Below are 19,318 nucleotides of genomic sequence, written 5' to 3' on the forward strand. Positions count from 1 at the left end.
AGTGCGGGATGAAAAGTTTTATTATTGCATGGAAAGATTTAAAAATACGTTTAATTGATCGACGCGGATTTATGATGATGTTAATTATGCCGCTTTTATTAACAGCGATTTTAGGTTCAGCGTTAAGTAATATATTTGATAATGGTGGACTACCAAAAACAGTGATTGGCTATTATCAAGTAGGAACTGATGAGTTTGCAGATGTCTTTCAAAAAGAAGTATTGCAATCTAAAGAATTAAAAGATGATGTGAAAGTAAAGATAGTTAATTCTCAGGAAGAGCTTGAAGATATGTTGAAGGAAAAGAAAATCGATGTGGGAATCGTCATCCCAAATAAATGGAGCGAACAAGTACAAGATGGAAAATTAAAAGAGCCAAAGGTGCTTATAGACCCATCAAAAGATATACAAGCAAAAATCGCTGAATCAATGATCCGCTCCTTTTCAGAACGTGTTCAAACAGTGGCGGTATCTACTAAAAGTGTTGTGACGGAATTAGCAAAGTCTCAGCATAGTAATGTGGAACAAGTTGCAAAAGAAGTAAGTGGAGATTTACAAACAGTAGCAACTTCGGGTACAGATAACATTGAAAAAGGAACGATAGGTAAAAAAACAGTTGCAGCGATGCAGTATTATGCAGCAGCGATGTTAGTCATGTTCTTACTATATAACATAACGGTAGGTGCAAAGTCAGTTGTCACAGAGCAACGAACTGAAACGTTGGCGCGTTTGTTTAGTACACCAACGAGCTCATTTTCAATTTTATTTGGGAAGTTTTTAGGTACATTATTATTTGCATGTATACAATTTGGAATATTTATAGTTGCTACACACTTTATGTTTCATGTGGAATGGGGCGGAGACTTGTCTCAAATAGTAGCGATAGGAATTTCTTATGCAATTTGTGTTTCTGGTTTATCTATGTTAATTGCCGCTTTTATTCGTGAGGAAAAAACGGCAGATGTAATGGGAGGAATCGGTATTCAAATACTCGCTATATTAGGAGGATCAATGTTACCGATTTATGTATTCCCTGATACACTTCAAACCATTGCGAATATTGCTCCGAATAAATGGGCACTTACAAGCTTTTTAAATATTATGTCGGGAACATCTTGGGATGTGCTACTCCCTGTTATTTTTAGTTTATGTAGTGCAGGAATTGTCTCCGTTATGATAGGAACATTACGTTTACGTACGAGATAGGAGGGAGAAATGATGAAGAAGGTTTGGGCACTTTGTTGGCTAGAGTTAAAACAAATTTTAATAAAACCACAAAGTTATATACTTATGTTTGGAATGCCTATTATTTTTACACTCATTTTCGGCGGACTTTTGGGTGGAAGTGGGAATACGAAAGTAAATGTTAGCTTAGTAGATGAAGATGGTTCTGTATTATCTAGCAAGTATTACGAGGACATAAAGAAAAGTGACTTAATTTCTATAGAGAAGGTAACGTATAAGGAAGGCAAACAGAAGATTGAAAACAAAAAATCATCCGGTATAGTTATTATTCCGAAAGACTTTCAAAAGAATATGTTAGATGGAAGGATAGAAAATATTCAGTTTCAAGCCAGTGCTGATTTTACTGGTGGAACTTCTGTAGAGCAAGTATTGGCAAGTGCATTAAAAAAAATGGAGATAGAAGTTAGTGCAGCGAGCGATTTTGAGAAGAAAAGCAACGCCTCGTGGGAACCTATGTATAAAGAAATCTATACAAAAGTAGAACCTGCTTCGATTCAAAAAGAATCAATTTCACATGATGATCAAAAGTTAAATAACGTTACAGGGCGAGCGGCAGGATTTTCAATTCTATTTGTTATGATTGTTATGTTAAGTGCGACGGGGACTATTTTGAAAGCTAGACAACTTGGTGTTTGGTCTCGTTTATTAGAAGCACCAGTTTCAAAAGTTCAAATACTAACGGGATATATCCTTTCATTCTTTTTAATAGGGTGGATTCAATTTGGTGTTCTAATGATATTAACGCATTCCTTATTTAATGTGCAGTGGGGAAATTTATTAGGGGTTATTATACTCGTTTCCGTGTTATTATTAGCTGTCATTGGTCTAGCCTTATTATTAGCAAGTATCGTGAAAACAACAGAACAACAGTCTGCATTAGGTAATATCGTTGTGATTTCAACATGCATGATTGGCGGTCTTTATTGGCCGATTGAAATTGAACCAGCATGGATGCAGACGGCAGCAAATTTTGTTCCGCAAACTTGGGCGATGCGTGGCTTTACGGAGTTAATTGTAAGGGGAGGTACATTGGCAGATATAGGGGGATATATTGGTATACTCATTTTATTTGCAGGAGTCTTTTTCATAATTAGTTTAACAAGAATACGTTACGACTGAAAAAAACAGAGTTACAGCTTTACACGCTGAACTCTGTTTTCTTTTTGTGTGGTATCTTCCTTTGTTGAAATGATAATAGCGATCCCGAGCATAATAAAAAAAGCTAAAAAGAGGACGAACTTTGGGAAGAATGGGAATAGTAATAGCGCCCCGACTATCATAATGGTTAATAATACGTAGTGCAGGACGTATTGGAATAGGTTGTCCATGTTTTCGCCCCCTTTTTGGTAATTGGTTATTAGTATTCTATGTTTCATACGGAACGAATAGAAGTGGATTTTTAATTTTTTAATACGAAATAAAAGAGAACGGTTGACATGTTTAAAGGAAAGGAATAATCTTGAAATTAATTCATACTATTTTTATAGGAATAATAAATGTGGTTATAGAAAGGAGTCTATGTTCCTACATCGTTAAAAATTAGGAAGGTAAAGGTGATAGTGCAATGAAAAATGTTTTTAAAGGAGCAATTGCTACATTTTTGAGTGTATCAGTATTACTAGCCGGATGTGGTCAAGAGGAAGCGAGTACAAACGAGGCCAGGAACGTACCGAAAGTAAAAGATGAATTTATTCAGGCAAGCGACAAAGCAAAAAGTCCCGTAAAAGCAAAAGAAAGAAAAGATACTTTTGTAGTTGGAATGCCGAGTCCTGGAGGGATATTCCTTCCGCACTTTATGGAGAATGGATGGGATGGTAATATAACGCAAGCTATCTTTGCACCTCTTGTTGGACTCGATAAGGAAGGAAAACCAATTCCAATTTTAGCGAAGAAGTGGGATATTTCGGAGGATCAGCTTACATATACGTTCCATTTGAAAGATGGTTTAAAGTTTAGTGATGGATCACCACTAACTGCAGATGATGTAGCATTTACATTAACGCTATTACACGATCCAACTTATAGTGGAGCGACTGATATAAGTCAAACAGCAATAAAGGGTGGGCAAGCTTATAAAGAAGGGAAGGCAACCTCTATTGAGGGAATTCAAGTCATTGATCCGAAAACAATTACGATTACGACTGAAAGGGTAAATGCTCAAACACTATCATTAATCGGTGGAGAAGTTATATCTAAAGCTTATTACGGGAAAGAGTATAGGCAAGGACACTTGGAGTACTTAAAAGAGTTGTATGGGAAGCCGATGGGAGCAGGAGCTTATAAGTTAGATAAATATATTCCTGGTCAAGAGGTTCGATTTGTAGCTAATGAAAATTATTTTGAAGGAAAACCGAAGATTGAGCACTTTATTTATAAAATTTCAAAAGGTGATACAAAGCTACAACAATTTCAAGCCGGGGAAGTAGATTATGATGGTTTTACGACAAACACGGAGACGATTGAACAGTTAAAGGATTTAGGTTTTGCCAATATTAATGTATATACAGGAAGCTCTTACGGCTACATTAAAATGAATTATAAGAAACCCTACTTTAAAGATAAGCGTGTCCGCCAAGCATTTATTTACGGATTAGAGCGTCAAAAAGTTGTTGATACGTATTTCCAAGGATATGCGTCACTCGTTAATGTACCGATTACGCCAGTTTCTTGGGCGTATACAGAAGAAGGTATTAATAAATATGAGTATAACTTAGAGAAAGCAAAGAAATTATTGGATGAGGCTGGATGGAAAGCTGGTTCAGATGGAATCCGCGAAAAAGATGGTCAAAAATTGAAGGTAAGTTATTTTGCTTCTTCTGCAAGTAAAATAAATGATGTAATGATCCCGGTGATGAAAGAGGATTATAAAAAGCTTGGTGTAGAGTTTAACCCAGAATATATGGACTTTAATACAATGATTTCAAAAGTGATAAAAGGTGATTATGATTTAGCAATGGTATCTACGCCAATGATTGATGATCCGAGTGGAACAATTGAGGAGTTTGTTTCAACAAGTAAACGAAACTATGATGGATACCATAATCCGAAAGTAGATGAATTAGCGAAGCAGGCACTAGAAACATTAGATATTGAAAAACGAAAAGAAATTTATAAAAAGTTGTACCAGGAGTTGAGTGAAGATCCGCCTGTAATCTTCTTAAATAATAGTAAAGTTGTGTCTGCACATCATGCACGCATTCAAGGATTACAAGAAGATAACTATAACGGTATTTTGTTAAGTTTACCTAAATTAAAGATAGAACAATAATTTTGAAAAAATTCTCAAAATATTTATTTAGAAAGAATTGACAAAATATAACGGAAGATATAAGCTAATAACCATAAAGTCTACCGGAAAGGTCGGAATAGGATTGTTACCCCTCAAAAACATCTATTTTTTTACGATTAAAACCGACTTTTCCGATTGGCTATAAATATGCTGTGGGAGGCATACATAAGCTAATAAGTTCAAAGGGTATCACTATTAAAAAGTTAGGGTGGGGACAATGAAGAAAAAGACAAAAAAATGGGCTGGTGTATTTTCGGTATTACTGAGTAGTTCGCTTGTGTTATCTGCTTGTGGGGGACAGGAGGATACGGCTTCTACAGAACCAGTAAAAAAGCAAGACTTAAAAGACGCTAAGATCGAATCAATTCCAGCTACAGATAAAAAGAAAAGTCCAGAGAAAGCAAATCAGCGAAAGGATACTTTTATTACGGCCATTTCTAAGCCAGGAGGAGTTTTCCTTCCATATTTCCAAGAGAATGGTTGGGATGGAAATGTAACGTCTGTAATTTTTGCGTCACTAGTAACAACAGACAAACAAAGTAAACCTGTTCCGGATCTTGCGGAAAAATGGGATATTTCTGCTGACCAGTTAACATATACATTCCACTTACGTAAAAATTTAAAATTTAGTGATGGGTCGCCTTTAACAGCGGATGATGTAGCATTTACATTAACACTACTTCATGATAAAGCGTATGAAGGTGGATTGGATATTGCTCAGTATGCTGTTAAAGGTGGGAAAGAATATAAAGAAGGAAAAGCAACTTCTATTGAAGGGATTCAAGTTGTTGATCCACAGACAATTAAAATTACAACTGAAAAAGTTAATTCACAGGCGCTAACGAATTTAGGTGGCCCAGTGCTATCAAAAGCTTATTATGGAAAAGATTATAAACAAAATACAAGTTTAGACTATTTAAAAGCATTATATGGGCAACCAATTGCAGCGGGTCCATATAAATTTGAAAAATATGTTCCAGGTCAAGAAGTACGCTTTGTTGCTAACGAACATTATTATGCAGGTAAACCAAAAATTAAAAACTTTATTTATAAAATCACATCAGGTGATACTGGATTCCAATTATTCCAAACAGGTGAACTGGACTATAGTGGATTTAGAGCGAACCCTGAAAATATAGACCAATTAAAAGGATTAGAGTTTGCAAACATTAATCTTGAATCATCAAGTGATATTGCTTATATCTATGTAAATAATAAGAAGTCGTATTTGAAAGATAAAAAGGTACGCCAAGCACTTACTTATGGATTAGACCGTAAGAAGTATGTGGATACAGCTTTACAAGGATATGGCTCTGTTGCTAACGTACCAATTGCTCCAGTTTCATGGGCATATACAGAAGAAGGTATTAATAAATACCCACACGACGTAGAAAAGGCTAAAAAATTATTGGATGAGGCTGGTTGGAAAGTAGGTTCTGACGGGGTTCGTGAAAAAGATGGTCAAAAATTAAAATTAACATACTACGCATCAAATACAGGTAAAACAAATGATATCTTTATTCCTATTGCAAAAGAAAGTTACAAAGAAATTGGTGTTGAATTAAATCCAGAGTTGATGGACTTTAATACGATGCTTTCAAAAGTAGGAAAAGGTGACTACGATTTAGCGGCAGTTTCAACACCAGGAATTAGTGATCCAAGTGAAGTTGTAAGTGATTACTTATCAACTAATCCAAAAAGTGATACGGGTTATAATAACCCAAAAGTGGATGAATTGATTGGAAAAGGTATAGGGACGACAGATATTGAAAAACGTAAAGCGATTTATAAAGAACTGTATAAAGAGTTAAGTGATGATCCACCAGTTATTTTATTAAACTATCGTAAACTACTTTATGCTCATAATGCACGTATAAAAGGAATTGATCCAGAAAAGTACGATGGCATCAGTTCCAACTTACCAGTATTATCTATTGAACAATAAGGATTGACCTAAATAATAGAAGACGTTTTTTCACACAGCAATGGAATGGTAGCTGTTTTGAAAAAATGTTCTTCTATTTTTAAGTAAATAGGATTGGGGAGACAAAAGGTGAAAACATATATCATTCGTAGGTTCCTTCAAATGATCCCTACATTGTTTGGTACATCTATTATTATTTTTTTCTTATTTGCACTTTTGCCGGGAGATTATATTGATTCAAATCCAAAGTTAACACCAGAGAGAGCCCAAGAATTAAGGGAATTATACGGCTTAAACAAACCAATTATTGAAAGGTATTTTCATTGGTTAGTGAATGCTTTGCATGGTGATTTTGGGTTTTCTTTACAGTATCAAGAACCGGTAACTTCATTACTTAATAAATTCATTTGGAATACATTTATTGTTGCTGTTGCAGCTTTATTTTTCACGTGGATTATTGCTCTTATTATTGGGGTTATTTCTGCAACAAAGCAGCACTCTTGGTTTGATAGATTGGTAACAATCGGTGTCTTTGCAGCAATGTCATTTCCATCATTCTTTATCGGACTATTTTTAATTAAATTATTAGCAGTTGATTTAAAGTTATTACCTATTGGTGGCATGATTGATATTGGGAGTAACTCAACAGGGATAGCATACATATTAGAGGTATTACGTCATATGATTCTACCTGTATTTATTTTAACGCTTCTTGGTGTAGGATCGTTAACACGATATTTTAGAACCGGCATGTTGGATGTTATTAGACAAGATTATATTCGTACCGCTCGTGCAAAAGGTTTAAAAGAAAGAACCGTTATTTATAAACATGCATTGAAAAATGCAATTTTGCCAGCAATTACATTACTCGCTTTTGAATTACCGGGTTTATTTTCAGGAGCTATTATTATTGAACAGATTTTTAATTGGCCAGGGATTGGGAGTATTCAATTAGAAGCATTAAACTTCCGTGATTATACGGTATTAATGGCGTTTACAATGTTTCTTTCTTGTTTAACAATTATGGCTAATTTCTTAGCTGATATTGTATATGCGTTTGTTGATCCAAGAATTCGATTGAAGTAAGGGGGGAAAGATATGGAGACTATTACACCAATAATAGAGAAAAAGAAAGAACGGAAAAAGAGAAATGAATCATCACCATGGCGCCAAGCATATAAAAAAATCAAGAAAAATAAGATGGCACTGTGTGGTTTATACATTTTAATATTTATGTTTTTATTTAGTTTTATCGGTCCAATCTTTTCACCGTATGCAGATGGGAAAGTACAAGTAACACACATTAATAAACCGCCCAGCCTGTCACATTGGCTTGGAACAGACCAGTTGGGACGGGATATTTTAACTAGACTTATGCAAGCAGGGCGTATTTCATTAACAATTGGTTTAGCGTCGATGCTACTATCCGTTATACTAGGAGCTTTATTAGGAGCAATTGCTGGTTTTTATCGAGGGGTTGTGGATCATTTAATTATGCGTGTTGCGGATGTGTTAATGTCCATTCCGGGATTACCGCTACTTATTATAATGGGAGCAATTTTATCAGAATGGAAATTACCATCAGAATACCGTTTATATGTTGTAATGATTATTTTGAGTTTAGTAGGATGGCCAGGACTTGCTCGTCTTGTGAGAGGACAAATTTTAACATTGCGGGAGCAAGCCTTTATGCAAGCAGCAGATGTATTAGGATTAAAGGATTCTCGAAAAATTATTCATCATTTAATTCCTAATGTCTTTCCGTTGCTTATTGTTGTAGCAACTTTGGGCGTGGCTGGATCTATTTTAAGTGAGTCCGCACTAAGTTACTTAGGTCTCGGAGTCGTCCCACCTACACCATCATGGGGGAATATGATTAGCGCAGCGAACTCATTAATTGATTTTCAAAAGCGTCCGTGGTTATGGATTCCGCCTGGTTTCGCAATTTTTATAACAGTTGTATCCATTAATTTACTTGGTGATGCACTTCGTGATGCGTTAGATCCAAAGATGAGACGGTAGGTGAGGGAATATGAGTAAAGCGGTAGTAGAGCTGAAAGATTTACAAACACACTTTCAGACAGAAGAAGGGACAGTAAAAGCTGTGAATCATGTTAGTTTTTCTGTTCGAGAAGGTGAAACTGTTTGTGTTGTAGGTGAATCAGGTTGCGGGAAAAGTGTAACAGCTTTATCCATTATGGGACTTATTGCTGAATCAGGCAGTGTAGTAGGTGGAGACATTTTATATGAAGGAAAAAGTCTTTTAGGAATGAAAGAAAAAGAGCTTCGTAGTTTACGAGGGAATGATATTGCGATGATTTTCCAAGAACCGATGACATCGCTAAATCCGGTCTTTACTGTAGGGGAACAAATTGTAGAGACGTTAAGGGAGCATGAACTGCTTAGTAAAAATGAAGCATATAAGAAGGCAATTGAGTTAATTCGTAAAGTCGGCATAGCTCGTGCGGATGAAATCGTCCATTCTTATCCACACGAATTAAGTGGTGGTATGTTACAACGTATTATGATTGCTGTTGCACTTAGTTGTAATCCTAAGTTATTAATTGCCGATGAACCGACAACGGCTCTTGATGTTACGATTCAAGCTCAAATATTAGATTTATTAAGACAAGTAAAAGAGGAATTTAAAACATCCATTTTATTAATTACACATGATTTAGGCGTTGTAGCAGAAATGGCGGATTACGTTGTCGTTATGTATGGCGGGAAAGTTATTGAAGAAGCACCAGTACTAGAAATATTTCAAAATCCGAAACACCCGTATACGAAAGGTTTGTTGAAATCAAAACCAGTGATGGGAAAACGAATAGATAAACTATATTCTATTCCAGGGCAAGTTCCTAATTTAGTTGGTTTGGATGAGTTTTGCTACTTTAGCGGCCGTTGTGAGCATTGTATGGAAATATGTAAAGAAGAAGCGCCAAGTTTGAATGTACATGATGAGAATCATAAAGTTGCTTGCTGGTTATATGAGGAGCGTGCGAAACAATGAGTGAACCATTATTAGAAGTAAAAAACTTAAAAACATATTTTCCAATTAAAGGCGGCATATTTAGTAGAACGGTTGGACATGTAAAAGCAGTTGATGGGGTAAGTTTTACTATTAATAAAGGTGAAGTGTTCGGCCTCGTTGGGGAATCGGGAAGCGGAAAAACGACGATAGGAAAAACAATTTTACGTCTCGTCCAAAAAACGGAAGGGGAAGTGAAGTTTAAAGGGCAAGATGTTCACTCTTTATCTAAGGAAGAATTGAGAAAACATCGTCCTAATATGCAACTTGTCTTCCAAGATCCGTTTAGCTCATTAAATCCGAGAATGAGAATTGGGGAAGCGCTTGGTGAGCCGATGTTAGCTCACGGATTAGCGACGAAAGAAAATGTTCGTGAAAAAGTGACAGAAGTATTAGAGTTATGTGGCTTAGCCCCATATCATATTGACCGGTACCCTCATGAGTTTTCTGGTGGACAACGCCAACGTATCGTTATCGCAAGAGCTATGGTATTAAATCCAGAATTTATTGTAGCTGACGAACCTGTGGCAGCACTAGATGTATCTATTCAAGCACAAATCATTAATTTATTTAGCGAGTTACAGGAGAAAAAGGGACTATCTTATTTATTCATTTCACATGATTTAAGCGTAGTAGAGCATTTATGTACGAAGATTGGAATTATGTATCTAGGAACGATTGTGGAAACAGCGCCACGTGATGAGTTATTTACAAATCCACTTCATCCGTATACAAAAGCATTGTTATCCGCTGTGCCAATACCAGATCCAACAGTGAAGCGAGAGCGAATTATACTAGAGGGTGATATTCCAAGCCCGGCGAATCCACCTTCAGGTTGTCGCTTTCATACACGTTGTCCATTTGCAACAGATATTTGTAAACAAACGGTACCGGAATTCCGTAATGTTGGTGAAGAGCACTTTGTTGCTTGTCACCATGTATAAAAGAGAAGGACTCTTTCAGAAGTTGAAAGAGTCCTTTTTTTATTTACTAGATGAAGCTTGTTTCAATACAAATTGCTCGATTGCATGAGCAACACCATGTTCATTGTTTGTTAATGTGACAACATCACATAGTTTTTTTACATCTTCTTCAGCATTTCCCATTGCAACTGATAAGCCAGCTACTTGTAACATTGGCACATCATTAAAGTTGTCCCCGATCGCAATAGTATCTTCAATTGGTATATTGAAATAAGCAGCCATTTCTTGTAGACCGTTCCCTTTATGACCATGCTTATCCATAATTTCTACATTAGTAGGAGCGGATGCTGTAACTGAAATATCGGTGTCTTCTTGTAATACGCTTAATAGCTGTGTACGATGCTCTGCGTTAAACGTCAAAATGAAGAATTTAGATATTTCTAATTCTGTATTATTTACAACATCTTCTATTTTTTGGAAATCAGTAATTAAGTTTGATTTCTTTTGTTTTTCTGTAATTCTTTCAAGTTCCTTAAGTGTAACATCTAGTGCATGCTTGTTCTCTTCGAACGCTTGCATGACTTGATCTTGCCATGTATATGGAGAATAAACTCCTTTATTCGTATATAGCTTATAAGGAAAACCTTCAGATTCTAGTAATTTTGCAAGCTTGTATACTTTATCGTTTTGTAAACAACGCGAGTTAATTACTTTTCCATCCACATAAACAATTGCCCCATTGCTCGCTCCAACTGGAAGAGATAGTTTATATTCTTCCAATAATTTTAAAGCATCTTCTTTTGCACGACCAGAACAAATCATAACTATATGACCAGCCTCTTTAGCAGTTTGGATAGCTTGTAAGTTCTCGTTGGAGATTTCAAGATTAGATGATAGTAGTGTACCATCCATATCTAATGCGATTAATTTCAAAATGACCACCTCTTTGCTTTTATTATACATAGTTATATGGAGGAAACATATAAACTTATCTTGGAAAGATTGTATTTTACCTCTCATAAACTATCAGTAAGAATTGGATGGATTCCACTTTATTCATGAAAGATTTATGTTAATTTGTAACAAAAGTAGAGGTGGATATGGGGATGTTTCGCTATATGACTGTAATATTACATGAATGTTACAAACATGAAGGTAGTATAAAATGCATTAAATCAAGGTTTTTGAGGATGTTTATAAAAAAACGTAAAAAAAGTGTAATAAAATTTACGTAATTATATTGCAAGGTAATAATAGTTATGTTACATTAATGTTACAAACGTTACGTTATTAAATTTAATGTAACGCTAACATAAAAACTATGAAATAAACATTTCTTAGAAATTACATATAGATAACTTATTAAAAAAGGAGGATACATAATATGAAAGAGCAAGTATTACAAGTAACAAAAGGTGACTTCGTAGGATCAGCAAGTGGAGCAGTAGTGTTAACAGCGTTAATCGTATTTCTATCAAGCGTATTAGTATAATAGAAGTTTTGTAACAAAAAACAAATGAAGGGAGAATGAAAGAAATGAAAGAACAAGTATTACAAGTAACAAAAGGTGACTTCGTAGGGTCAGCAAGTGGAGCAGTAGTGTTAACAGCGTTAATCGTATTTCTATCAAGCGTGTTAGTATAATAAAAACTTTGTAACAAAAGAAGAGAAGGGAGAATGAAAGATATGAAAGAGCAAGTATTACAAGTAACAAAAGGTGACTTCGTAGGATCAGCAAGTGGAGCAGTAGTATTAACAGCATTAATCGTATTTCTATCAAGCGTATTAGTATAATAAAAGTGTTGTAAAAAAGAAAAAGAGAGGAGAATGGAAAATGAAAGAGCAAGTATTACAAGTAACAAAAGGTGACTTCGTAGGATCAGCAAGTGGAGCGGTAGTATTAACAGCATTAATCGTATTTCTATCAAGCGTATTAGTATAATAGAAGCTTTGTAATAAAAGATAAACGAAGGGAGAATGAGGAATATGAACAGTGAACAAATGTTACAAGTAACAAAAACAGATTTATTAGGATCATTAGGTGGAGCAGTAGTATTAACATCATTTATTCTATTCCTTGCAAAAGTATTAGTATGAGATATATAAATACAATTATTCAAAAAAAATAAAGACTCTAACGTATTAGTAAACAGTTAATATGTTGGGGTCTTTTTTATTTTCTTCGTACATACCCTCCAGTATTCATGTTATCCCGCTATCACGTAAATCCCCACTGAGTAAAGTTTTACTTTAAAAAGAAAAAAGTCGAATTTTATCTTGAAGAAAAAAGAGGAATTTGACAGAAAAGATAGAAAATTTTAAAGGTCAGAATTTGTTAGCTTGCTAACTAATTTCTATTAATTGATGTTGGAAGCGTTTTCGGTTGGTTTTAAGTATGGACCATTTAATCTATTTACAGGGGGATGAGGATTTTATGAAACAAAAATCTATGGATACGCTAGCTGCACAAATGGAGGACTTTTTTCCAGTACGTGATGTAGATCATTTGGAATTTTATGTAGGAAATGCAAAGCAATCAAGCTATTACCTTGCGAGAGCATTCGGATTCAAAATTGTAGCTTACTCTGGATTAGAAACTGGTAATCGTGAAAAAGTATCTTATGTTCTTGTGCAAAAAAATATGCGTTTCGTTGTGTCTGGAGCTTTAAGTAGCGACAATCGTATTGCAGAATTTGTAAAGACTCATGGTGATGGCGTGAAAGATGTGGCATTACTTGTTGATGATGTTGATAAAGCATACTCGGAAGCGGTGAAACGTGGTGCCGTCGCAATTGCTCCACCTGTAGAGTTAACAGACGAGAACGGTACATTGAAAAAAGCAGTTATTGGTACGTATGGTGATACAATTCATACGCTTGTAGAGCGTAAAAATTATAAAGGAACATTTATGCCAGGATTCCAAAAGGCTGAGTTTGATATTCCATTTGAAGAGTCAGGTTTAATTGCTGTAGACCATGTAGTTGGTAATGTTGAAAAGATGGAAGAGTGGGTTAGTTATTACGAGAACGTTATGGGCTTTAAACAAATGATCCATTTTGATGATGATGATATCAGTACAGAGTATTCAGCATTAATGTCGAAGGTTATGACAAATGGAAGTCGTATTAAGTTCCCTATTAACGAACCAGCAGATGGAAAGCGAAAATCACAAATTCAAGAATATCTAGAATTCTACAATGGAGCAGGTGTACAGCATCTTGCTTTACTAACAAATGACATTGTTAAAACAGTAGAAGCGCTTCGTGCAAATGGTGTGGAGTTTTTAGATACACCAGATACTTATTATGATGAATTAACTGCACGAGTTGGAAAAATTGATGAAGAAATTGATAAGTTAAAAGAATTAAAGATCTTAGTAGATCGCGATGATGAAGGCTATTTACTACAAATCTTTACGAAACCAATTGTAGATCGTCCAACTTTATTTATTGAAATCATTCAGCGTAAAGGGTCTCGTGGATTTGGAGAAGGAAACTTTAAAGCGTTATTTGAATCAATTGAAAGAGAACAAGAGCGTCGCGGAAATTTATAAAATTTATATCCACCAGCAGGAATTCTTTTGCTGGTGGAAATTTCATTTTCATAAGGAGGAATCATGATGAAATTTGTTACATTTCGTCTTCCTTCAAAAGAAATGCGAGCTGGATGGCTTGAAGGTGACAAAGTAATCGATATGAATCTTGCTAGTGGTGGAAAATTACCTTCTTCTATGTTCGCCTTTTTAGAGAAAGCGGATGAGTATGTAGAAGTGTTGCGTAATATTAACAATCCGGAAAAGGGCATATATTCTTTAGAGGAAGTGCAATTAGCAGCAGCGATTCCTAATCCGAGTAGTATTAGGGATTTTTATGCATTTGAACAGCACGTAAAAACGGCACGTGGCCGAAGAGGGTTAGATGTTGTACCTGAATGGTACGATATCCCGGTTTTTTATTTTACGAATCATCGTGCTGTAATTGGTCCAGATGATGTTGTAATTAGTCCGAAGAAATCTAAAAAACTTGATTATGAATTAGAGATTGCTTGCGTAATTGGGAAAGAAGGAAGAAATATTTCTCGTGAGCAAGCAGAGGAATACATTTTTGGTTATTGTATTATGAATGATTGGAGTGCAAGGGACTTACAAGCAACAGAAATGAAGGTAGGACTTGGTCCAGCGAAGGGAAAAGATTTTGCAACTTCATTAGGAGCGTACCTTGTTACGAAAGAGGAATTAGATGTTTATCGCAATGGTGACCGTTATGAGTTAGAGATGACTGCTCATGTAAATGGAAAGCTATTATCAAAAGGGAACTTCCGAGATATTTACTATACATTTGCTGAAATGATTGAACGTGCTTCGGAAGACGTTACGTTATACCCAGGCGATGTGATTGGTTCTGGAACAGTAGGAACAGGTTGTATTTTAGAACTAGGTACAGAAGAGTGGCTACAAGATGGTGATGTTGTAGAGCTTACGATTACTGGTTTAGGCACATTACGTAATACGGTCAAAAAAGAAAAGGAAGCAGGTGATGGGCATGTTTTATCGTCACATGGGGGAGCTACCTCATAAACGACATGTACAATTCCGTAAAAAAGATGGGTCGCTTTATCGTGAACAGGTAATGGGAACAAAAGGTTTTTCTGGTACGCAGTCTATTTTGTATCATCATTATATGCCAACGGAAGTAGGACATGCGGCATTATCTCATTCTTGTCGGTTGCAATATGAAGAAGATGTTGCTCTTTCTCATCGTCACTTTCGCACGAAAGAAAATAAAAAAAGTGGTGATGCAGTAAGCGGAAGAAACTTTATACTTGGGAATGAGGATTTATTAATCGGAGTAGTGAGCCCAACAGAAAAAATGGATTATTTCTACCGTAATGGTGATGGTGATGAAATGTTGTTTGTCCATTATGGAACAGGAAAAATTGAAACGATGTTTGGAACGGTTCATTATAGAAAAGGCGATTATGTAACAATTCCAATTGGAACGATTTATCGTGTTATTCCAGATGAAGGAGAGACTAAGTTTCTTGTTGTAGAGGCAAATAGTCAAATTACAACACCGCGTCGCTATCGTAATGAATATGGACAATTGTTAGAGCATAGCCCGTTTTGTGAGAGAGATATTCGTGGTCCTGAAAAATTAGAGACGTATGATGAAAAAGGTGAGTTTGTCGTAATGACAAAGTCGAGGGGCTATATGCATAAACATGTTTTAGGACATCATCCGTTAGATGTTGTTGGTTGGGATGGCTATTTATATCCGTGGGTCTTTAATGTAGAGGATTTTGAACCAATTACAGGTCGTATTCATCAGCCACCTCCAGTACATCAAACGTTCGAAGGTCACAATTTCGTTATTTGTTCTTTCGTACCACGTTTATATGACTATCATCCAGAATCTATTCCGGCACCGTATTATCATAGTAACGTGAATAGTGATGAAGTACTGTACTATGTAGAAGGTAACTTTATGAGCCGAAAAGGTGTGGAGGAAGGGTCTATTACACTTCATCCGAGCGGCATTCCTCACGGGCCACATCCTGGGAAAACAGAGGCGAGTATAGGGAAAAAAGAAACGCTTGAATTAGCTGTTATGATAGATACATTCCGTCCGCTTCGTATTGTAAAACAAGCACATGAAACAGAAGATGAAAAATATATGTATAGCTGGATTGAAGAGGGATCATATACTGTGAAATAAGTAAAAAGAGGCATGCTCAATAACAGAGCATGCCTTTTTTATGGAATCGACATGTATAATAATACCAAAAAAAGTTATAGAAAGATATATAGAAAGAATGATAAAAATCGTGCATATTCATAAGAGTTTCTACTTATTTCGACAAAAGTATTGACTGGAAAAAGTACTATGAGTAAAATAAAAAAGCGAATTAAAAATTTTCAGAAAATTTAAAACTTGGAGGAGCATGCTATGAAGCAAATTTTTCAAAAGAAGCCTATTGCAAAGTTAATGCAAGAGAGTAAACAAAAGACGTTAGCAAGAACATTGGGCGCACTAGATTTAACGATGCTTGGAATTGGGGCAATTGTTGGAACAGGTATTTTTGTTCTAACGGGCGTGGTAGCAGCGAAACATTCTGGACCAGCTATTATATTATCATTTGCGATAGCCGCGTTAGCATGTGCCTTTGCTGCATTTTGTTATGCTGAATTTGCTTCTTCAGTTCCTGTCTCAGGCAGTGTGTATACGTACACATATGCGACGATGGGAGAAGTATTCGCATTTTTAATTGGATGGGACTTAATGCTTGAGTATTTACTTGCAACCTCTGCTGTGGCAAATGGTTGGTCCGCGTACTTCCAATCTTTATTAAAGGGATTTGGAATTCATATTCCTACCATTCTCTCCTCGGCCCCTGGTACAGGAAAGGGTGGAATAATTGATTTGCCGGCAGTTCTAATTATTTTAGTGATGACAGTTCTTTTATCTAGAGGTGTTCGTGAAAGTGCACGTGTAAATAATATTATGGTATTTATTAAACTAGCGGTTGTTCTTATTTTTATCTTTGCTGGTTTTAATTATGTGAAACCTGAAAACTGGACGCCTTTTATGCCATTTGGCTTAGATGGTGTAATGGCTGGAGCTGCTACAGTGTTCTTTGCATTCATAGGATTTGATGCAGTTTCAACGGCAGCAGAAGAAGTGAAACGTCCACAACGTGATTTACCAATTGGTATTATTGCATCTTTATTAATTTGTACGGCTCTTTATATTATCGTTTCGCTTATTTTGACAGGAATTGTTCCATACGGACAGTTAAATATATCAGATCCAGTCGCTTTTGCACTTCAATTTATTGGACAAGATAGTTTAGCGGGAGTAATTTCAGTAGGAGCAATTACAGGGATCACAACAGTAATGTTAGTTATGATGTATGGGCAAGTACGCGTTTCATATGCAATGAGTAGAGATGGATTGTTGCCGAAACGTCTTGCTAAAGTTCACCCGAAATTTAAAACACCGTTTTTAAATACGTGGACAACGGGAATTATTGCAGCACTTATTTCAGGATTAATAGATTTAAATGTGTTAGCGCATCTTGTAAATATGGGGACTTTATCAGCCTTTGCACTTGTAGCTGTTGCTGTTATTGTAATGAGAAGAACGCATCCTGATTTACCAAGAGCATTTAAGGCACCGCTTGTACCATTTTTACCAGCGTTAACGGTAATTTTTTGTTTATACTTAATGCTTCAATTATCCGGGACGGCTTGGATTAGTTTTGGTGTATGGATGATTATCGGTATTGCGGTTTACTTCTTATATAGCCGAAAACATAGTGCTTTAAATAATAGTAAAGAAGAAGACGACGCAGCCAATTTATAAGTAGAAAAATCCATTCTAATTCTGTTAGAATGGATTTTTAATTTTGAAAATTTACATTATTCTGAACTTGTTATAAGATAATTATTGGTGAACAAAAGGGGTGAAATAATGAAAAATACGTGGCGTGAGTTAAGGGAGATGGACCGTAACGTATGGATTCGGTTTATTGGTGAGACGTTAAATGGAATTGCAATGATGATGTTGATGCCTTTTTTTGCATTATATTTAAAAGATAAGGTAGATTCATTATTACAGGTCGGAGTGATTATGGCACTGTCTCCAATTGCTGCAAGCTTTGGATCAATTATAGGGGGAAGAATTGCTGATATATATGGAAGAAAACCGATTATGATATTTTCGATGGCGAGCAATGCGGTATTCATGCTCGGTTTTTTATTTATAGAAGGATTTATTCCATATGCGATTTTATCTATTTTTTTAGGGTTAAGTAATTCGTTATTTCATCCAGCTGCATCAGCGATGGTTGCGGATGTAACGGCGCCAGAAAAAAGAACAGAAGCATATGGTTTATTGCGAATGGGACACAATATAGGTGCTGCAATTGGTCCGATAATGGGAGCTTCAGTAGTTATGTTATCGAAGAACCTTGTGTTTGTTATTGCTTCGTCTACGATGTTATTTTATGCATTACTTGTATTCGTCCTTATTCAAGAGACAATGCCAAAGAGTACGAATAAAGAAGATGATACAGAAAAGGAATCAGGAGCAGTGTGGAAAATTGTATTTCGAGATAAGGCACTTATGATTTATTTATTAGCAGGTATCATTATTTCGATGGGATTTTCTCAAACAGAAGGCATGTTGCCACTGCACTTTGATAATGAAATGAAGGATATTTTTGGAACTAACAATCCATATTCATATTTAATGGCTTTAAATGGACTACTAGTGGTGTTGTTTCAATTTCAAATTTCAAAATGGGCCACAGATAAACCTGTCGGAAAGACGATGTTATATGGTGCATGTTTGTTTGGGATTGGGTTATTTTTTATAGGGTGGTTACCGAAGTGGTTTGGAGAATTTGATGCAAATGCTACGATTATTTTAATAACTTTATTGTTTGTATATGCCATATATACGTTAGGTGAAATGATTATGTCCCCCGTACAGATGACGTTTGTAGCGAATTTGGCCCCTGAGCATTTGAGAGGGACTTATATGGGAGCTGCGAGTTTGCAGTGGATTACAGGAAGTGCATTCGGTCCACTTCTTGGAGGTTTTTTATTAGATCGATTACTTGGCCACTTTTTATTTACAATTTTAGCTGTAGGATGTGTAGTTGCAGGTATTGTATATGTTTCTTTAGATCGTCTCGTTGAACAAAGGCACAAAAGCACACTAACCAAACAATCTTCTTAATGATTAGATGACATACACAAAAAGGGGATTTCTACATATTTTAGGTACATAACTAGATTGGTTTGCAATTTTACCCCACTTTAATGGGCAGTAAGACCCCCACCTCAAAATTCAGCGAAAGCAAAGAAGTTAGGTGGGGGGCGGGCTGCCCATAAAAGTCCGATTG

At 35.8% G+C, this 19,318-nt stretch carries 20 protein-coding genes; 18 read left to right on the top strand and 2 right to left on the bottom strand.

Features of this window, described 5'->3' with window-relative positions:
- Nucleotides 1-8: 8 nt before the first annotated feature.
- Entirely contained in the window at nucleotides 9-1,205 is a 1,197-nt protein-coding gene (locus EKQ63_RS02960) for an ABC transporter permease (RefSeq protein ID WP_087952209.1), read from the top strand.
- Nucleotides 1,206-1,217: 12 nt separating this feature from the next.
- Nucleotides 1,218-2,363, top strand: a complete 1,146-nt coding sequence (locus tag EKQ63_RS02965; protein WP_087952208.1) for an ABC transporter permease — start codon at nucleotides 1,218-1,220, stop codon at nucleotides 2,361-2,363.
- 11 nt (nucleotides 2,364-2,374) lie between these two features.
- On the opposite strand, the gene EKQ63_RS02970 is transcribed toward EKQ63_RS02965, so the two are convergent.
- Nucleotides 2,375-2,572, bottom strand: coding sequence for a hypothetical protein (locus EKQ63_RS02970; RefSeq protein ID WP_000369249.1), 198 nt, complete (start codon nucleotides 2,570-2,572; stop codon nucleotides 2,375-2,377).
- 236 nt (nucleotides 2,573-2,808) lie between these two features.
- On the opposite strand from EKQ63_RS02970, the gene EKQ63_RS02975 reads away from it, so the two are divergent.
- From EKQ63_RS02975 to EKQ63_RS03000, 6 genes are all read left to right on the top strand, one after another.
- Nucleotides 2,809-4,512, top strand: a complete 1,704-nt coding sequence (locus EKQ63_RS02975) for an ABC transporter substrate-binding protein (RefSeq protein WP_088326284.1) — start codon at nucleotides 2,809-2,811, stop codon at nucleotides 4,510-4,512.
- Nucleotides 4,513-4,750: 238 nt separating this feature from the next.
- A complete protein-coding gene (locus tag EKQ63_RS02980) occupies nucleotides 4,751-6,478 on the top strand; it encodes an ABC transporter substrate-binding protein (protein WP_142940664.1) in 1,728 nt (575 codons plus the stop codon).
- 108 nt (nucleotides 6,479-6,586) lie between these two features.
- On the top strand, nucleotides 6,587-7,543 hold the full coding sequence (locus EKQ63_RS02985; RefSeq protein WP_000860691.1) for an ABC transporter permease: 957 nt from the start codon (nucleotides 6,587-6,589) through the stop codon (nucleotides 7,541-7,543).
- Between the two features lie 12 nt (nucleotides 7,544-7,555).
- Complete coding sequence (gene opp4C / locus EKQ63_RS02990) at nucleotides 7,556-8,479, top strand: oligopeptide ABC transporter permease (protein WP_000447955.1); 924 nt, start codon at nucleotides 7,556-7,558, stop codon at nucleotides 8,477-8,479.
- 10 nt (nucleotides 8,480-8,489) lie between these two features.
- Nucleotides 8,490-9,470, top strand: coding sequence for an ABC transporter ATP-binding protein (locus EKQ63_RS02995; RefSeq protein ID WP_000030788.1), 981 nt, complete (start codon nucleotides 8,490-8,492; stop codon nucleotides 9,468-9,470).
- A complete protein-coding gene (locus EKQ63_RS03000; protein WP_001294512.1) occupies nucleotides 9,467-10,432 on the top strand; it encodes an ABC transporter ATP-binding protein in 966 nt (321 codons plus the stop codon). Before EKQ63_RS02995 ends, EKQ63_RS03000 begins: the two co-directional genes overlap by 4 nt.
- Nucleotides 10,433-10,471: 39 nt before the next feature.
- On the opposite strand, the gene EKQ63_RS03005 is transcribed toward EKQ63_RS03000, so the two are convergent.
- Nucleotides 10,472-11,344 carry a Cof-type HAD-IIB family hydrolase gene (locus tag EKQ63_RS03005; protein WP_087952206.1) on the bottom strand — a complete coding sequence of 291 codons (873 nt, stop codon included), beginning with the start codon at nucleotides 11,342-11,344 and terminating at the stop codon, nucleotides 10,472-10,474.
- A gap of 451 nt (nucleotides 11,345-11,795) precedes the next feature.
- Between EKQ63_RS03005 and EKQ63_RS03010 the strand changes: the two genes are divergently transcribed.
- The 10 genes from EKQ63_RS03010 (at nucleotide 11,796) to EKQ63_RS03055 (ending at nucleotide 19,152) form a co-directional block, all read left to right on the top strand.
- A complete protein-coding gene (locus tag EKQ63_RS03010) occupies nucleotides 11,796-11,903 on the top strand; it encodes a DUF3948 family protein (RefSeq protein WP_000664237.1) in 108 nt (35 codons plus the stop codon).
- Nucleotides 11,904-11,947: 44 nt separating this feature from the next.
- Nucleotides 11,948-12,055 carry a DUF3948 family protein gene (locus EKQ63_RS03015; protein ID WP_000664237.1) on the top strand — a complete coding sequence of 36 codons (108 nt, stop codon included), beginning with the start codon at nucleotides 11,948-11,950 and terminating at the stop codon, nucleotides 12,053-12,055.
- A gap of 33 nt (nucleotides 12,056-12,088) precedes the next feature.
- On the top strand, nucleotides 12,089-12,205 hold the full coding sequence (locus EKQ63_RS03020) for a DUF3948 family protein (RefSeq protein ID WP_000654250.1): 117 nt from the start codon (nucleotides 12,089-12,091) through the stop codon (nucleotides 12,203-12,205).
- A gap of 40 nt (nucleotides 12,206-12,245) precedes the next feature.
- Nucleotides 12,246-12,353: a DUF3948 family protein gene (locus tag EKQ63_RS03025; protein WP_000664237.1), complete on the top strand. Its 108-nt coding sequence runs from the start codon at nucleotides 12,246-12,248 to the stop codon at nucleotides 12,351-12,353.
- Between the two features lie 35 nt (nucleotides 12,354-12,388).
- On the top strand, nucleotides 12,389-12,508 hold the full coding sequence (locus EKQ63_RS03030; protein ID WP_140421159.1) for a DUF3948 family protein: 120 nt from the start codon (nucleotides 12,389-12,391) through the stop codon (nucleotides 12,506-12,508).
- A gap of 337 nt (nucleotides 12,509-12,845) precedes the next feature.
- A complete protein-coding gene (hppD, locus tag EKQ63_RS03035; protein ID WP_000810913.1) occupies nucleotides 12,846-13,964 on the top strand; it encodes a 4-hydroxyphenylpyruvate dioxygenase in 1,119 nt (372 codons plus the stop codon).
- Between the two features lie 66 nt (nucleotides 13,965-14,030).
- Nucleotides 14,031-14,987 (top strand): fumarylacetoacetate hydrolase family protein, encoded by a 957-nt coding sequence (locus EKQ63_RS03040; RefSeq protein ID WP_087952204.1) that lies wholly within the window; start codon nucleotides 14,031-14,033, stop codon nucleotides 14,985-14,987.
- Nucleotides 14,953-16,125: a homogentisate 1,2-dioxygenase gene (locus tag EKQ63_RS03045; protein WP_087952252.1), complete on the top strand. Its 1,173-nt coding sequence runs from the start codon at nucleotides 14,953-14,955 to the stop codon at nucleotides 16,123-16,125. Before EKQ63_RS03040 ends, EKQ63_RS03045 begins: the two co-directional genes overlap by 35 nt.
- A gap of 231 nt (nucleotides 16,126-16,356) precedes the next feature.
- Nucleotides 16,357-17,772 carry a branched-chain amino acid transporter BcaP gene (locus EKQ63_RS03050; protein WP_000809368.1) on the top strand — a complete coding sequence of 472 codons (1,416 nt, stop codon included), beginning with the start codon at nucleotides 16,357-16,359 and terminating at the stop codon, nucleotides 17,770-17,772.
- Nucleotides 17,773-17,880: 108 nt separating this feature from the next.
- On the top strand, nucleotides 17,881-19,152 hold the full coding sequence (locus EKQ63_RS03055; RefSeq protein ID WP_087996343.1) for an MDR family MFS transporter: 1,272 nt from the start codon (nucleotides 17,881-17,883) through the stop codon (nucleotides 19,150-19,152).
- Nucleotides 19,153-19,318 lie beyond the last annotated feature (166 nt).

The sequence above is a fragment of the Bacillus sp. BD59S genome (assembly GCF_007363175.1).
Lineage (GTDB): Bacteria > Bacillota > Bacilli > Bacillales > Bacillaceae_G > Bacillus_A > Bacillus_A pacificus.

Excerpts from the sequence above, each read along its gene's own strand:
- EKQ63_RS02965 (WP_087952208.1), top strand. The coding sequence starts at position 1,218 with ATGAAGAAGGTTTGGGCACTTTGTTGGCTAGAGTTAAAACAAATTTTA.
- EKQ63_RS03030 (WP_140421159.1), top strand. The coding sequence starts at position 12,389 with ATGAGGAATATGAACAGTGAACAAATGTTACAAGTAACAAAAACAGAT.
- EKQ63_RS03015 (WP_000664237.1), top strand. The coding sequence starts at position 11,948 with ATGAAAGAACAAGTATTACAAGTAACAAAAGGTGACTTCGTAGGGTCA.
- EKQ63_RS03045 (WP_087952252.1), top strand. The coding sequence starts at position 14,953 with ATGTTTTATCGTCACATGGGGGAGCTACCTCATAAACGACATGTACAA.
- EKQ63_RS03010 (WP_000664237.1), top strand. The coding sequence starts at position 11,796 with ATGAAAGAGCAAGTATTACAAGTAACAAAAGGTGACTTCGTAGGATCA.
- EKQ63_RS03040 (WP_087952204.1), top strand. The coding sequence starts at position 14,031 with ATGAAATTTGTTACATTTCGTCTTCCTTCAAAAGAAATGCGAGCTGGA.
- EKQ63_RS02970 (WP_000369249.1), bottom strand. The coding sequence starts at position 2,572 with ATGGACAACCTATTCCAATACGTCCTGCACTACGTATTATTAACCATT.
- EKQ63_RS03025 (WP_000664237.1), top strand. The coding sequence starts at position 12,246 with ATGAAAGAGCAAGTATTACAAGTAACAAAAGGTGACTTCGTAGGATCA.
- EKQ63_RS02995 (WP_000030788.1), top strand. The coding sequence starts at position 8,490 with ATGAGTAAAGCGGTAGTAGAGCTGAAAGATTTACAAACACACTTTCAG.
- EKQ63_RS02960 (WP_087952209.1), top strand. The coding sequence starts at position 9 with ATGAAAAGTTTTATTATTGCATGGAAAGATTTAAAAATACGTTTAATT.
- opp4C (WP_000447955.1), top strand. The coding sequence starts at position 7,556 with ATGGAGACTATTACACCAATAATAGAGAAAAAGAAAGAACGGAAAAAG.
- EKQ63_RS03020 (WP_000654250.1), top strand. The coding sequence starts at position 12,089 with ATGAAAGATATGAAAGAGCAAGTATTACAAGTAACAAAAGGTGACTTC.
- hppD (WP_000810913.1), top strand. The coding sequence starts at position 12,846 with ATGAAACAAAAATCTATGGATACGCTAGCTGCACAAATGGAGGACTTT.
- EKQ63_RS03055 (WP_087996343.1), top strand. The coding sequence starts at position 17,881 with ATGAAAAATACGTGGCGTGAGTTAAGGGAGATGGACCGTAACGTATGG.
- EKQ63_RS02980 (WP_142940664.1), top strand. The coding sequence starts at position 4,751 with ATGAAGAAAAAGACAAAAAAATGGGCTGGTGTATTTTCGGTATTACTG.
- EKQ63_RS03050 (WP_000809368.1), top strand. The coding sequence starts at position 16,357 with ATGAAGCAAATTTTTCAAAAGAAGCCTATTGCAAAGTTAATGCAAGAG.
- EKQ63_RS03000 (WP_001294512.1), top strand. The coding sequence starts at position 9,467 with ATGAGTGAACCATTATTAGAAGTAAAAAACTTAAAAACATATTTTCCA.
- EKQ63_RS02975 (WP_088326284.1), top strand. The coding sequence starts at position 2,809 with ATGAAAAATGTTTTTAAAGGAGCAATTGCTACATTTTTGAGTGTATCA.